The organism is Streptomyces sp. NPDC055506 (genome assembly GCF_053643595.1).
In genome coordinates, this window is the sequence record NZ_JBSHKH010000076.1 from 23168 (window position 1) to 37163 (window position 13996).

Genomic DNA, 13996 nt, shown 5'->3' on the forward strand with positions numbered 1-13996 from the left:
CACCTAGAGTAGGAAGCGCTTTCTGCCGGTCGAGAGGTGGGTTCCGATGGTCCGTACGGCGAGTGCGAGCGTGGCGGCAGGTCCGACGCTGGCGGTCGTGGCCCGTGAGGCGGGGGTGTCGGTGCCGACCGCGTCCAAGGTGGTCAACGGCCGGGAGGACGTGGCGCCCGAGACCCGCCGCCGGGTCACCGAGGCGCTCGACCGGCTCGGCTATGTGCGCAGACCCCGGTTCGACGCGGCGAAGGCGCCCCGGCTGGTCGACCTGGTCGTGCACTCGCTGGAGAGCTCCTGGTCGGGCGCGGTGCTGCACGGGGTGGAGGAGGCGGCGCACGACGCCGGCCTGGAGGTCGTCGTGTCGGCCGCCCTGACCCGCTCCCGGGTCGGCCGCCCGGAGCGCGGCTGGCTGGACAAGCTGGTCGCCCGGGGTTCCTCCGGGGTCCTGTTCAACCTGGCCGAGCTGAGCGACTCGCAGTACGCCTGGCTGGAGCAGCACCGCATCCCGTTCGTGATGATCGACCCGGTCCAGGAGCCGCCGGAGGGCGTGGTCTCGGTGGGGGCGGCGAACTGGCAGGGCGGTGTGACGGCCACCGAGCATCTGCTGTCCCTGGGGCATGAGCGCGTCGCCGTCATCGCCGGCGACCGGCGCACGATGTGCAGCAGCGCCCGGGTCGCCGGTTACCGCTCGGCGCTCGCGTCGGCCGGGGTCCGGCACCGCGCCGAGTACGTACGGCACGCCGGATTCGACGAGTGCCGGGCCCGCCGCCGCATGCTGGAACTGCTCGACCTGCCCGAGCCGCCGACGGCCGTCTTCGTCTGCTCGGACCGGATGGCGCTGGGGGTGTACCAGGCCCTGGCCGAGCGGGGGCTGAAGGTCCCGCACGATGTCAGTGTGGTGGGCTTCGACGACCTGCCCGAGGCCCGCTGGGCCTCCCCGGCCCTGACGACGGTCCGCCAGCCGCTGTCGGAGATGGCCGCGACGGCCCTGCGCTCACTGCTGCGCGTGATGGACGGGCACTGCCCGGAGAGCACGCGGACGGAGTTGTCGACACGGTTGGTGGAGCGGGCGAGTACGGCGGCGCCGCGGGCGTAGGGCGTTCGTCACGCGGGTGCGCCGACGGCTCCCCGGTCCGGAACGCGCCTGTGCACATGGCGAGTCGGCGACGGCGGTCAGGGCCACCCGGCCCCGCCCTCCACGATCCCACGCCGTTCGGCTACGGCCAGGCCGTCCCGGCGCCCGGTGAAACCGTCTTCATCAGCGGCCGGCACACCTCCGACGCGACCGGCACCCGGGCCCCGGGGGATACACCGCACAGGTGGAACTCGCCTTCGACGGGCTGAGGCCGGCGGCACGCTTCGGGGAGCGACTGCCGGCGCGGACGCTGAGCGGCGTCGCCTCGCCGGCGTTGCCGGGCATGCTGTTCGAGGTCGACGCGGTGGCCGTACGCCCGGGTGCGGCGTGCGTCGGCTGACGCCACTCGCGGTCGCGGCACCCCGGCGCTCGTCGCCGGCCGGGCGGTCGCTCGGCCGGCTGTCGCACACCCCCCGCACGCGTCGCGCGCCCGTCTCCGCGGGGAACTGGTCCGGACGGGCCGGCGTCGAACGATGCGGTGGGGAGGGGCCGTTGCCCGGGGGTGGGGTGGCGGCGGGCAGTGGGGGGACGACCATGACACGCTGGCAGCCGCTTCCGGACGCACTGCCGAGGGAGGCACGGCATCTGGTCGAGCAACTGCGGGCCCTTAAGGACCGTACGGGTCTGAGCCTGGCCGAGCTGGCGCGGCGGACGGCGTACAGCAAGTCGTCGTGGCAGCGGTATCTCAGCGGGGCCAAGCAGCCGCCGAGGGGCGCGGTGCAGGCGCTGTGCCGGGTGGCCGGGGCGGATCATGCGCGGCTGCTGGCGGTGTGGGACCTGGCCGATCCGACGTGGCCGCGCGGTGCGACGGGGCCGGCCGGGCAGGCGGTGGACATCGCGGCACCGCCGCCCGCTGCCGAGTACCGGCGGTGGCGGGCGGCGGCCCTGGTCTCCTTCGCGGTCATCGTCGTCCTGCTGGCGGGGCTGCTGTGGGCGCTGCCGCCGTGGAGCGGGTGACCCCGGGGTCACCCGCTCGTCCGGGCACTCAGCCGACGATGCGGTAGTGCGCGTTCTTCCAGGGCCCGACGTTCTTGAGCTTCACCTGGTACTTGCCACCCACGCGCTTGAAGTTGACGTTCCGCGCGTCGCCCTTGTACTGGACGATGTTGCCCGGGAGGCTCTGCAGCCGGGTCTGGGCGAAGTCCCAGCTCTCGCTGACGACGGTGCCGTCGGTCTCGGGGAGGTTGTGCCGGCTCTGCCACCACTGCGTGGCCGACTCGGTCTCCGGTCCGAAAGAGCCGTCGATCTGGCTCTTCTTGAAGGGCCGCCACTCACCCTCGTCGTCCTCCCACAGGGCGCCGTCCGCCCACAGGACGGTCTCCCACAGGGCGATGGCGTTGCCCCTGGCGTAGGCCTCGACGCCGAGGTTCTCCTCGTCCTCCCAGTCGTTGGTGACGGCACCGCCGCCGTCGATGCCGAAGTACGCGGGAGCGGGAGCGGCGTTCGCGGCCGGTGCCAGGGCGATCCCGGTGGCCCCGCCCCCCAGCAGCACGGCCGTCACCATCGCCATGGCCCGATTGCGCATCCTCATGCGGTGTTCCTTTCCGAACCGCCGTCCCCCGGCGGGTCACCCCTGGGGCGGCTCGTCTCGTTTGGCAGGGCACAGCCTCACGTCCGGCCCCCGGGCGGGGCGAGCCTTCCCGGCGTTCACGGACCGCCCAGGGACGACTCAGGCGCGGAGCGGCGGCGTCCCGGCGGCGCGTGGGACGCTCGGGGTCCTGCTGGGCCGGGCTGGGCCGGAAGGCGGTGCCCGGCGTCCGCGCCCGGTTTCCAACAACAGCCTTTGTTGCGTCGCCCGGCCTCCCGCGCCCCGCGCACGGCCAGGACAATGCGTGTATGGATGATGACTGACAGCAACAGATCGACGCTCTCCAGGAGGAGTTGGTCCGCCGCGACGATCCCGCCGCCTGGGTGCGGGAGGCCGACGCGATGGACGCCTCGCGGCGCTATCCCGCTCTGTCGCTGCGCGGGCCGGTCTTCGGGGTCGCCGCGCAGGATCCCGCCGCGGGGCCGGAGTGGCGGCTGCTGAAGCCGGTGACGGACGGTATGCCGCAGGTGGCCCGGGACGGGTTGCACTCGCACCTGTGGTTCACGGCCAAGGACGACACCGACGACCCGGCCGTCCGGCGCGAACTGCTGGCCGCCGTGGCGGTGATGGAGCGCGAGCCGGTGAACGAGGTGGAGGTGTGCGGGGTGCGCTACCGGGTCGTACGGGGCGACGAGTTCGCGCGCTGCGACGACGACGGTCTTGAGCCGCCGCGCCCCACCGACCTGGAGCCGGCGCGGCGGTCGTGGGACAAGCGGGCGATGGACACCGCGTCCCCGGACGTCGGCTTCGTCCTCGACCCGGCCCGCCCGGACGGACTGGCGGCGGGGGCGCTGCGGCTGGGCCTGAGCGACTTCGCGTACACGGGCGCCCGTTTTCCCTCCGACGTCCGCGAGGACTCCGAGCGTGCGGTGGCCACGCACCCGGACCCCGTGCTGCTGCCCACCGGATTCGGCGTGGTCGAGCGCGGCCGCCACGGCTGGCAGCCCTGCGGCACGCTCATGGCCACGCCCCACGACGCCCGGCGTCTGCTCTACAACGGCATGTCCGAGATCTGGGCCATGCTGTACCGGTACGACGAGGCCAAGAAGGCGAAGTACGCGCGCGCCGCCGAGGAGTACAAGGCACTCGACCGCGCCGACGAGTTCCGCTTCGACGGCCGCCTCTTCCGGATCTGCCGCGTGGAACGCTTTCTGCGCATGGGGCCCGACGGACCGGAAGGCCCGCGGCCGTCGGACATCGACGAGTACGGCCCCATGAAGTTGCACCCGACGATGGACGAGGACGGCACCATCCACTACGAGTCGGAGGCGACGGGCCAGGAGACGGGCCAGGAGACGGGCTAGGAGCGTTCCATCAGCCGCTTGAGGCCGGTGAGGTCGGCGGACACCGCCTCCGCGTCGCGGCGGAACTCCTCGTCGCTCATCCCGGGCCGCCGGCGCAGTGTGAACACCACCTCGCAGCCGGAGCCGTCGGCGATCACCCGCATCGGATTGTGCACGGTCTGCCCCGAGGGCAGGGTGACGTCGTGGTCGAGCACGCCGAACTCGTTCCTGGGCGTGAACACGACCACGACCCGCCCCATGGGGGACTCCCCCACCCACCGGCCGTCCACCAGCTCGATGGAGCGGGCCAGTCCGGGGGCCCAGCCGGGGACGTTGCGGGGGTCGGAGACGTAGTCGTAGACCTCCTGGGCGGGGCGGTCGATCGGGATGCCGAGGTGCTGGGATCGCTGTGTCGTGGTCGTCATGGCGGCGACGTTACGGGGGTCGGCCGGAGATGGTCTTGAACGGATCGGACACGGACACGGACACGGGTGCGGGTGCCGGATCCGGTGTCCGTTTCCTTCAAGACCGGCCGCCCCCGGCCTGCCTACGGTGGCGCCATGACCGCACGATTCGATGCCATCGGCCTCGTCGTCTCCGACATGGCCGCCTCCGTCACCTTCTACCGCCGGCTCGGGTTCGCCTTCCCGGACGGCGCCCAGGACCTGCCGCACGCCGAGGCCGGACTGCCCGGCGGGCTCCGGCTGATGTTCGACACCGAGGAGACGGTCCGCTCCTTCCTCCCCGAGTGGGAGCCGCCCGCCGGCGGGGGACGGACCTCGCTGGCCCTGCGGTGCGACGGGCCGTCGGAAGTGGACGCCCTCTACGAGGACCTGGTGGGCTCCGGCTACCACGGCGAGCTCAAGCCCTGGGACGCCTTCTGGGGACAGCGGTACGCCGTCGTGCTCGACCCGGACGGCAACGGGGTGGACCTGTTCGCCCCGCTGTCACCGGCCGCCGAGTAGCTCACCCAGCGGCAGGCCCGCCAACTCCCTGACGTCGCGGGCCAGATGGGCCTGGTCGGCGTACCCGGCCCGGGCGGCCGTGTCCGCGAAGGGCACCCCGCCCCGGGCCAGTGCGAGGGCGCGGCGCAGCCGCAGGATACGGGCCAGGGTCTTGGGGCCGTAGCCGAACGCGGCCAGGGAGCGGCGGTGCAGCTGTCGGGCACCCAGGCCGAGTTCGTCTGCGGTCACGGCGACCGGACGGCCCGTGTCGAGGGCTGTGACGACCTGCCGCAGCACCGGGTCCGGGGGTTCGGCACGGGCCGCCTGCCGCAGCGCCACCTCCTCCAGGCCGCTCGCCGGGTCGGGGGCCGCGTTCACGCGGTCGGCCAGGCGGCGTACCTCCGAGGCCGGCCACAGGTCCGCCAGCTCGACCCGGCGGTCACGCAGCTCGTGCGCCGGTACGCCGAGGAGCGCGGGAGCCGTGCCCGGGTAGAAGCGGACCCCGGCCCAGGCACCGGCCGCGCCGCCCGTGAGGTAGGCGTGGGTGTCGGGCCCGGCGACCAGCAGCCGCCCCTCGTGCCACAGCAGGTCCATGCACCCGTCGGGCAGCACCCGGCCCACCCCGTCCCGGTCCGGGGTGTTGGTCCACACGACCGCTCCCGCCAGCCGCGACGCCCACTCCACGTACACAGGTGCCAGGCTACGCCGCCCGCCTCCGGTCACGCCGCCCGCGCCCGGTACGCCACCGGGCTCACCCCGTACACCCGCTTGAACGCCGTCGACAGTGCGAACGCGCTGCCGTAGCCGACCCGGCGGGCCACCGCGTCGAGCGTGTCGTCGGAGTCGCGCAGCCGGTCGGCGGCGAGGGCGAGACGCCAGCCGGTGAGGTAGGTCATCGGGGGTTCGCCGACCAGGCCGGTGAAGCGGCGGGCGAGCGCGGCGCGGGACACCCCCGCCTTGGCGGCGAGGGAGGCGACGGTCCACGGGTGGGCCGGGTCGTCCTGGAGCAGGCGCAGGACGCCGCCGACGACGGGGTCGGCGAGGGCCCGGTACCAGGCGGGGGCCTCCGCCTCCGGGCGGGCGAACCAGGCCCGCAGCGCGGCGATGACCAGCAGGTCGAGCAGCCGGTCCAGGACGACCTCCTGGCCCGGCTCGTCCCGGACGATCTCCTCGGCGACGTACGGCGTGAGCGGGCAGGCCCACACGTCGGACGGAAGGGTGAGCAGCGGCGGCAGGGCGTCCAGCAGCCGTCCGCTGACCTCGCCCTTCACCGGGTACGTGCCGATCAGCAGCACGGTGGCCCCGTCCAGCCGGTCGCCCCAGGTGCGGACGCCCAGGTCCATGGAGCCGTTGAGGGGCCGTCCGTCGGGGTAGCGGCACTCCTGGTCCGGCAGGATCAGCGCCTGCGGGGCCGTACCGGGGTCGTCGGCGCAGGTGTACGGGTCCGGGCCGCGGGCGATGGCGAGGTCCCCGGCCCGCAGCAGGGCCGGCTCGCCCCGGTCGGGCACGACCCAGGCCTCGCCGCGCACCGCGAGCATCACGGTGAGCGGGGCCCGGTCCTCCACACGGACCGCCCACGGCGGGTCGAAACACGCCCTGATCATGAACGCGCCCCGGGCGCGGGGGCCGTCCAGTAGCCCTGCGACTGCGTCCATGGGGCCAGCGTAGACGCGGGCGTATGGGAATGAGCCGTTCAGCGATGGTTCCGTGCCGCGCACGGCAGTTGACTCGACGGCATGACGAACACGACACGCACACGGAGCATGACAGTGGTGGTGACGGGCGCCTCGGGCCGTACGGGGAGCAGGGTGGCGCGGGCCGCGGAGGCGGCGGGGCTCACGGTGCGGGCCGCGTCCCGGGCGACCGGCTTCGACTGGTGGGACCGCTCGACCTGGGCGGCGGCCCTGCGCGGCGTCGACGCGGCCTATCTCGCCCACCCCACGGACGTCGGCGCGCCGGGCGCCGCCGAGGCGGTCGGGGCGCTGGCCCGCGAGGCCGTCGGGCTCGGGGTGCGGCGGCTGGTGCTGCTGTCCGCGCGCGGCGAGGACCAGGCCCTGCCGACCGAGCAGGCGCTGCACGCCTCGGGCGCCGACTGGACGGTCGTACGGGCCGCGTGGTTCGCGCAGAACTTCAGCGAGGGCCCGCTGGTGGCGGAGCTGCGGGAGCGCGGTGAGCTGGTGTTCCCGGCCGACGAGGTACGGGAGCCGTTCCTCGACGTGCGGGACATCGCGGACGTGGTGGTGACCGCGCTGACGGACGGCGAGCGGTACGTGGGCCGGACGCTCACGCTGTCCGGGGCGCGGCTGCTGACGTTCGGGGAGGCGGTCGCGGAGATCGCCGGGGCGACGGGGCGGCCGCTGACGTACCGGGCCGTCTCCACCCGGGACTACGGCGAGGCCATGGTCGGCTTCGGTCTGCCACCGGAGGAGGTCGCGGCGATGACCGCCATCTTCGACACCCTCCTCGACGGCCGCAACGCACACCTCGAGGACGGTGTACGGGAGGTCCTGGGCCGCGCGCCCAGGGATTTCGCCGACTTCGTGCGGGAGGAGGCGGCGGCCGGGACCTGGAAGGCCTGAGACCGCCGTCCGTCACTTCTCCTCGGGGGGCTTCCTCTCCCCGTTGGCCTGCGTGGTCTTCGCATGGGTGCTCTTCACATGCGTGCTCTTCACATGCGTGCGCAGGCGGGCCGAGACGTCCTCCGGGGGGAGGAAGCGGGACCAGCGTTCCGGGAACTCGGAGGGCATGTCGGGGTCGGCCTCCCCGGCGGCGGCGGCGCGGGCCACGTACTCGGCGACCTGCGCCTGCCGCAGCCGCTCGTTGGCCTCGCGGGCCGCGGCGGTGGCGGCGGCCGGCCAGACCCGGTCGATGGCGGCGTTGACCGCGGCCCCGACCAGCACGGCGAACGCGGACACACCGATCCACAGCAGCACGGCGACGGGCGCGGCCAGGGAGCCGTAGATCGTGGGGCCCTCGACCGTGCTCGTCAGGTAGATCCGCAGCAGGAAGCTGCCGAGCACCCACATGCCGAGGGCGACGAGCGCGCCGGGCACGTCCTCGATCCACGGGGAGCGGACGGGCACGGACACGTGGTACAGCGTCGTGAGGAAGGCGATCGACAGCAGGATCACCACGGGCCAGTACAGGACCTGCACGACCGTCGTCGACCACGGCACGATCCGCACCACCGCGTCCGGCCCGGCCACCATCAGCGGCAGCGCGATCGAGCCGATCAGCAGGGCCACGATGAACAGCGCGAAGGCGAGCAGACGGGTCTTGACGATGCCCCGGACGCCGTCGAGGCCGTACATGACGGTGATGGTGTCGATGAAGACGTTCACCGCGCGGGAGCCGGACCACAGGGCGAACAGGAAACCGATGGAGATGACGTCGGGCCGGCCACCCTTCATCACGTCGTGCAGGATCGGCTCGGCGATCTCTCGGACGCCCTGGTCGGAGAGCACCGTGCGAGCGGCCTCCAGGATGTTGGCCTGGAGGCTCTCGATGGTGTCGGCGCCGGTCCAGGCGTCGACGTAGCCGAGCAGTCCGATCATGCTGAGCAGCAACGGCGGCACCGACAGCAGCGTGAAGAACGCGGCCTCGGCGGCCAGGCCCAGGATGCGGTACTCGATGCAGGAGTTGACGGTGTCCTTGAGCAGCAGCCAGGCGGTCCTGCGCTTGGATACGTTCCGGTAGAGGGCCCGCGCCCGGTGGAGGCGTCCGGAGGGTGTGTCGGGGGTTTCACTTCCTGGCTGCACCCCCTAACGGTATCCGTCGCGCCCGAGCGCACTCACCCGGTAGGTTCGCAGCATGGCTGGCAGCACCCACACCGTGAGCAACCAGGTCCCGCCGCTGGTCGGGTACGACGTCTTCACGGCCGACCGGGCCCTCACGGCCGCGGTCGATCGGCATCTGGATCCGGATCTGCTCGACGAGGTGCTCGGCGAGCTGTCGGCGCTCGGACGGGCCTCCGGCTCGGCTCAGGTGCAGGAGTGGGGGACGCACGCCAACGAGAATCCGCCGCGGCTGCGCACCCACGACCGGTACGGCGAGCGCGTCGACGAGGTCGAGTTCCATCCGTCCTGGCACCGGCTGCTCGGCAAGGGCGTCTCGGCCGGTCTGACGGCGGCCTGGGGCCGGCCGGCCGGGCATGTCCGGCGGGCCGCCGCGTTCCTCGTGTGGACGCAGGTCGAGGCCGGCAACGGCTGCCCCCTGTCGATGACGCACGCGGCGGTGCCCGCCCTGCGCACGGACCCGGAGCTGGCCGCCGAGTGGGAGCCGCGGCTGACGTCCATGGTCTACGACCGTGAACTGCGGCCCGCGCACCTGAAGGCCGGCGCGCTGTTCGGGATGGGCATGACGGAGAAGCAGGGCGGCAGCGACGTCCGGGCGAACACGACCTCCGCGCGGCCCCTCGCCGAGGACGGGACGTACGAGCTGACCGGGCACAAGTGGTTCTGCTCGGCGCCGATGTCCGACGGCTTCCTGGTGCTGGCGCAGGCTCCGGGCGGGCTGACCTGCTTCCTGGTGCCGCGCGTGCTGGCGGACGGGACGCGCAACGTGTTCCTGATCCAGCGGCTCAAGGACAAGCTCGGCAACCGGTCGAACGCCTCGGCGGAGGTCGAGTTCGACGGGACCTGGGCGCGCCGGGTCGGCGAGGAGGGGCGCGGGGTGCGCACCATCATCGAGATGGTCGCCGCGACCCGGCTCGACTGTGTCCTGGGCTCGGCGGGGCTGATGCGGCAGGCCGTGGCGCAGGCGGTGCACCACTGCACCCACCGCGAGGCGTTCGGCGGGAAGCTCGTCGACAAGCCGCTGATGCGCAACGTCCTCGCCGATCTCGCCCTGGAGTCGGAGGCGGCGACGACCCTGGCGCTGCGGCTCGCCGCCGCCTACGACGACGGCGGCGAGCAGGAGCGGGCGCTGCTGCGGATCGCGGTGCCGGCCGCCAAGTACTGGGTGACCAAGCGCTGCCCTCCGGTGGCGGTGGAGGCGGCGGAGTGCCTGGGCGGCAACGGCTACGTCGAGGAGTCCGGAATGCCCCGGCTGGTGCGGGAGTCGCCGCTCAACTCGGTCTGGGAGGGCGCGGGCAATGTCCAGGCCCTCGATGTGCTGCGCGCGTTGCAGCAGCCGGGCGCGCTGGACGCGTATCTGCGGGAGGTCGGGCAGGCGCGGGGCGCCGATCACCGTCTCGACGGGGCCATCAAGAACCTGCTGACCGAACTGGCCGATCTGGAGGGCGTGGAGGGGCGGGCACGACGGCTGGCGGAGCGGCTCGCGCTGGTGCTCCAGGGGTCGCTGCTCGTCCGGTTCGCGCCGCCGCAGGTGGCCGACGCGTTCTGCGCCGCTCGGCTGGGCGGCGACGGAGGCGCGGCCTTCGGGACGCTGCCGCACACGCTGGACCTGGCAGCGGTCGTGGAGCGGGCGCGTCCGGTCTCCTGACCTGGTGTTCTGATCTGCTTGCTCGGGGAGCGGGGGTGGTGCTGCGCCGACACGGCACCACCCCCGCCGCACTGGCCCGTTCGAGCCATCGAACGCCGCTCGGGACGGCGCTGCTCAATTTTCAGCCACGGCCGGGCCGTCCACCAGGGTTGCGAGGGGTTGCAACTTGATGCCGACTGCGTGCGGACTGCGCGCGTCCGTCAGGAGGAGACGGCACTATGAGACGGACAGTCAAAAACGGCTCCGGGGGGACACGCCGATGGACGTCACGCAGCTCGCCGCCGTGAACGCCACGCGGGCGGCCCGGGTACTCGACGAGGTCCGCTCCGCCCGGCTCTCCGGACAGCCCGCCCCCGTGGCGCCGCGGCCGGTCATCGAACAGTCCTGGGAGCGGATGCTGCGCGGCGGCGTCGACCCGGACCACGACTTCCGGGCGGGGCTGCTGCCCCCCGAGGAGGTGCGGCGGCGGCGCGAGACCTCGGCGCTGCGCCATGTGCTGCCGGTGCTGCGGGAGGGGTTGCTCGCGGTCGCCGACATCGCCCACCACATCATGGTGGTAGCCGACGAGGACGGCCGGGTGCTGTGGCGCGAGGGCAGCGCGCCGGTACTGCGCAAGGCCGACGGGCTCGGGTTCGAACTCGGCGCGGACTGGCGCGAGGACGTCGTCGGCACGAACGGCCTGGGAACTCCGGCTGTGGTGCGCCGGCCCGTCCAGGTGTTCGCCGCGGAGCACTTCGTGCGTTCCCAGGCCGGCTGGACCTGTGCCGGCGCTCCCCTGACGGATCCGCGCGACGGCCGGCTGCTGGGCGTGGTGGACGTGAGCGGGCCGCTGGAGACGATGCATCCGGCCACGCTCGCCTGGGTCGACTCGGTGGCCAAGCTCGCCGAGGCCCGGCTGCGGGAAATGCACGTGGAGTCGCTGGAACGGCTGCGCGCGGTGGCGGCGCCGGTGCTGGCCCGGCTCGGCGGACGCGCCCTGGTGGTCGACGCGGACGGCTGGACCGCCGCGGTGAGCGGGATGCCTTACACGCGGCGCCTCGCCCTGCCGAAGTCGCTGTCGGCGGGCCTGCGGTGGCTTCCGGCGCTCGGGCTGTGCTCGGTGGAGCCGCTGGCCGGGGGCTGGCTGGTGCGGGCGGCCGCCGACGAGCCGGGGCCGCGCGGGGCGACCAGGATCGTGCTGGACCTCAGACAGGCGCGCAGATGGTCGGTGGAGGTCTCCGGGGGCGCCGGGTCCTGGGTTCACGAACTGAGCCCCCGCCATGCCGAGTTGCTGTACCTCCTCGCCGTCCACCGCACCGGCCGCAGCGCCTCGGGCCTGGCCGGGGACGTGTTCGGCGACCCGGCCCGCACGGTGACGGTGCGCGCCGAGATGTCGCGGGTACGGCGGTATCTGGGGGCGTTACTGGAGCACCGGCCGTACCGGTTCGCCGAGGACGCGGAGGTGGAGATGCTGCTCCCGGACGACCCGCGCGATCTGCTGCCGTACTCGACGGCCCCGGCGGTGTGCGGGCTCCGTACGTCCGCACCGGCCCCCTGAGGTTCACCGGACGTGCCGACCGGGGCATATCCCCTCCCTCGGAGGTACATCTTTCGCATATTTGCGGGGTCTTCGTCCGCCACCCCGCTCACCTGCCGTAGCATCCCTCTACGGGCCACCCCACCTGCTCCTCCGTCAACGTATGGATCATCAGGCGCAGTTGACCCGCCTCGGGAGGACGTTATGAAGCATCGCGGCAGGCACCGGCGGCGCAGACGGGGCAGGGCGGTACGGGCGACGCTGGCCGGGACGGCCCTCGCGCTCACCGCCGCCGCCACCCTGATCAGCGCTTCGCAGGCCGAGGTCACCGACGCCCCGGGGACGCTGAAGCCGCTCAGCGCGTCGGCCGAGGGCGGGCGGCTGCCGCTGGCCGAGCGCCGGGTGCCGGAGCAGTGGCTCGACCGGCTCTCCTCGGAGATGGGCCGCCCCGTCGGTGTCGGCACGGTGCTGGAGAGCGCCGACCGCCCGCTGCGGGACGCGGCCGGCTGTTCGACCACCGAGAAGCACACCCTGCCGGTCGAGCCGGCGGCCACCCGCGCGTACTGCTTCGGCGCCGCCGACACCCGGGGCTGGCGGCCGGGCGCGGTCACCACCTCCGGGGACGCGGACGACGACGGCCGCTGGGGCGAGAACCGCGTGATCCTCTCCGGCTGGACCAACGGCGCCGAGGGCGGCTCCATGGACGGCCCGGCGCCCGGGCAGGGCCTGGCCAAGGTCGCCTTCGTCGACGCTAACGACCCGGACCGGCTCCGCTACACGTGGGCCCTGCTGGCCGTCCCGGTGGACGGCGGGCACGACTACCGGGGGCTGGTCTCGCCGCTGTCCGGCATGGTCTGGTACCAGGACAAGCTGCTGGTGACGACCCGCGAGGGCGACCGGGACGCGCTGTACGTGTACGACATGGACCGCATCCAGCGCGCCACCGTCGAGTCCGACGCGGTCGGCCGGGTGCGCGGCGGCTGGGCGGCGCACGGCTACCGGTACGTGCTGCCCGCCGTCGGCTCGTACACCCTGCCGGGCGGCGACGAGCCGCGCCCCGCCACCGTCTCCCTGGACCGCAGCACCTCCCCCGACAGTCTGGTCGCGAGCGAGTGGGTGCCCGCGGACGGCGACCGGCGCACCCGGCTGTGGCGCTACCCGCTGAGCCGGGACCCGGCCCGGCCCGGTCTGCTCACCACCGACTCCTCCGGGCACGCGGACCCGGTCGAGGCGTACGAGACGAAGACGACCGATGTGCGGGGCGTGCTGGCGTACCGGTCGGGCTGGTACCTCGACCGCGCGGCGGGCTCACCGGGTGGGCACGGGACGCTGTGGCGCCAGGACTCGGACAGCGCCCGGGCCACGGAGTGCGGGACGGACGAGACCCGACACTGCTGGAGCGGCCGGTCGGGCTCCCTGTCCTACTGGGAGGAGACCGGCGAGGTCTGGTCCCAGTCCGGCCGGATGCTGTTCGCACTGCCCCTGTCCTCGGTCGACCGGGCCCTCGACTAGGGCCGGTGCGGCACTAGGGGGTGTCCGACGGGGCGCCGCAGGTGGCGGCGGGCACCTCGGTGAGCGTCGGGGACGGCCGGCTCGGGGTCAGGGTGGCCCGGTAGCAGGCGGTGGTCCCGGTGCGGACGGTGGGGCTGCCGTAGGACGCGTGGGTGGAGAAGGTCACGACCGTGGAGGCGCCGCGCGTGGTGACGGTCGCGGTTCCGATCGCGAGGCCTGCCGGGGTGGGCAGGGCGCGCAGTCTCTCCTGGGTGAGGGGCCCGTCACGGCCGGCGGCGGCGAGGGCGCCCGCGTAGCGCACGGCGTCCTGCCTCATGTGTGCGCGCGCCTGGGCCTGGGAGGTGGTGCCCGCGGGCGGTGGGTGCGGCCAGGTCGCCATGGCCCAGAGGAAGGCCGCGACCGCGACGGCGACGGCGAGCGTGCCGCCGATGGCCACGACCCTGTACACGGTCCGCCGGGGCGGGGGGACGGCACCGGGGTTCATGGGCGTTTCTCCCTGCCGGAAGGTTCGGTGTCGGGCACTCCCTGACCGCGCTCGTCCACCTCGATGCCCAGGAACCGGACAACGACGCGCAGAGGCTC

At 73.9% G+C, this 13996-nt stretch carries 14 protein-coding genes and 1 pseudogene; 9 read left to right on the top strand and 6 right to left on the bottom strand.

Annotated elements, in window-relative coordinates; genetic code table 11:
• Positions 1-46 precede the first annotated feature (46 nt).
• The 3 genes and pseudogenes from ACWIF2_RS25895 (at position 47) to ACWIF2_RS25905 (ending at position 2086) form a co-directional block, all read left to right on the top strand.
• On the top strand, positions 47-1090 hold the full coding sequence (locus tag ACWIF2_RS25895) for a LacI family DNA-binding transcriptional regulator (protein WP_454363055.1): 1044 nt from the start codon (positions 47-49) through the stop codon (positions 1088-1090).
• 56 nt (positions 1091-1146) lie between these two features.
• Positions 1147-1469, top strand: a pseudogene (locus tag ACWIF2_RS25900) (RidA family protein).
• A gap of 194 nt (positions 1470-1663) precedes the next feature.
• A complete protein-coding gene (locus ACWIF2_RS25905) occupies positions 1664-2086 on the top strand; it encodes a helix-turn-helix domain-containing protein (RefSeq protein ID WP_454363056.1) in 423 nt (140 codons plus the stop codon).
• Between the two features lie 28 nt (positions 2087-2114).
• Here the strand turns inward: ACWIF2_RS25905 and ACWIF2_RS25910 are convergent, their stop codons facing one another.
• Complete coding sequence (locus tag ACWIF2_RS25910; RefSeq protein ID WP_454363058.1) at positions 2115-2660, bottom strand: peptidoglycan-binding domain-containing protein; 546 nt, start codon at positions 2658-2660, stop codon at positions 2115-2117.
• 350 nt (positions 2661-3010) lie between these two features.
• Between ACWIF2_RS25910 and ACWIF2_RS25915 the strand changes: the two genes are divergently transcribed.
• Positions 3011-4021, top strand: a complete 1011-nt coding sequence (locus ACWIF2_RS25915; protein ID WP_454363059.1) for a DUF5954 family protein — start codon at positions 3011-3013, stop codon at positions 4019-4021.
• Here the strand turns inward: ACWIF2_RS25915 and ACWIF2_RS25920 are convergent.
• On the bottom strand, positions 4018-4425 hold the full coding sequence (locus tag ACWIF2_RS25920) for an SRPBCC family protein (RefSeq protein ID WP_454363061.1): 408 nt from the start codon (positions 4423-4425) through the stop codon (positions 4018-4020). The genes ACWIF2_RS25915 and ACWIF2_RS25920 overlap by 4 nt on opposite strands.
• 135 nt (positions 4426-4560) lie before the next feature.
• On the opposite strand from ACWIF2_RS25920, the gene ACWIF2_RS25925 reads away from it, so the two are divergent.
• Positions 4561-4965 carry a VOC family protein gene (locus tag ACWIF2_RS25925; RefSeq protein ID WP_454363063.1) on the top strand — a complete coding sequence of 135 codons (405 nt, stop codon included), beginning with the start codon at positions 4561-4563 and terminating at the stop codon, positions 4963-4965.
• Here ACWIF2_RS25925 and ACWIF2_RS25930 read toward each other — a convergent pair.
• Together ACWIF2_RS25930 and ACWIF2_RS25935 are read right to left on the bottom strand one after the other, a co-directional pair.
• Entirely contained in the window at positions 4948-5634 is a 687-nt protein-coding gene (locus ACWIF2_RS25930; protein ID WP_454363065.1) for a helix-turn-helix domain-containing protein, read from the bottom strand. The two genes, ACWIF2_RS25925 and ACWIF2_RS25930, sit on opposite strands and share 18 nt — an antisense overlap.
• Before the next feature lie 29 nt (positions 5635-5663).
• The gene (locus ACWIF2_RS25935) at positions 5664-6599 is read right to left on the bottom strand and encodes an AraC family transcriptional regulator (protein ID WP_454363067.1); all 936 of its coding nucleotides are present in this window, start codon (positions 6597-6599) and stop codon (positions 5664-5666) included.
• Between the two features lie 81 nt (positions 6600-6680).
• Here ACWIF2_RS25935 and ACWIF2_RS25940 point away from each other — a divergent pair, with 81 nt between their 5' ends.
• On the top strand, positions 6681-7523 hold the full coding sequence (locus ACWIF2_RS25940; RefSeq protein WP_454363069.1) for an NmrA family NAD(P)-binding protein: 843 nt from the start codon (positions 6681-6683) through the stop codon (positions 7521-7523).
• 12 nt (positions 7524-7535) lie between these two features.
• On the opposite strand, the gene ACWIF2_RS25945 is transcribed toward ACWIF2_RS25940, so the two are convergent.
• Positions 7536-8702, bottom strand: a complete 1167-nt coding sequence (locus tag ACWIF2_RS25945) for a YihY/virulence factor BrkB family protein (protein WP_454363070.1) — start codon at positions 8700-8702, stop codon at positions 7536-7538.
• A gap of 52 nt (positions 8703-8754) precedes the next feature.
• On the opposite strand from ACWIF2_RS25945, the gene ACWIF2_RS25950 reads away from it, so the two are divergent.
• The 3 genes from ACWIF2_RS25950 (at position 8755) to ACWIF2_RS25960 (ending at position 13414) form a co-directional block, all read left to right on the top strand.
• The gene (locus ACWIF2_RS25950) at positions 8755-10386 is read left to right on the top strand and encodes an acyl-CoA dehydrogenase family protein (RefSeq protein ID WP_454363072.1); all 1632 of its coding nucleotides are present in this window, start codon (positions 8755-8757) and stop codon (positions 10384-10386) included.
• Positions 10387-10645: 259 nt separating this feature from the next.
• Positions 10646-11923, top strand: a complete 1278-nt coding sequence (locus ACWIF2_RS25955) for a GAF domain-containing protein (RefSeq protein WP_454363074.1) — start codon at positions 10646-10648, stop codon at positions 11921-11923.
• A 183-nt stretch (positions 11924-12106) separates the two neighbouring features.
• Positions 12107-13414, top strand: a complete 1308-nt coding sequence (locus tag ACWIF2_RS25960; RefSeq protein WP_454363076.1) for a hypothetical protein — start codon at positions 12107-12109, stop codon at positions 13412-13414.
• A gap of 13 nt (positions 13415-13427) precedes the next feature.
• On the opposite strand, the gene ACWIF2_RS25965 is transcribed toward ACWIF2_RS25960, so the two are convergent.
• Entirely contained in the window at positions 13428-13898 is a 471-nt protein-coding gene (locus ACWIF2_RS25965) for a hypothetical protein (RefSeq protein WP_454363077.1), read from the bottom strand.
• Positions 13899-13996: the final 98 nt, after the last annotated feature.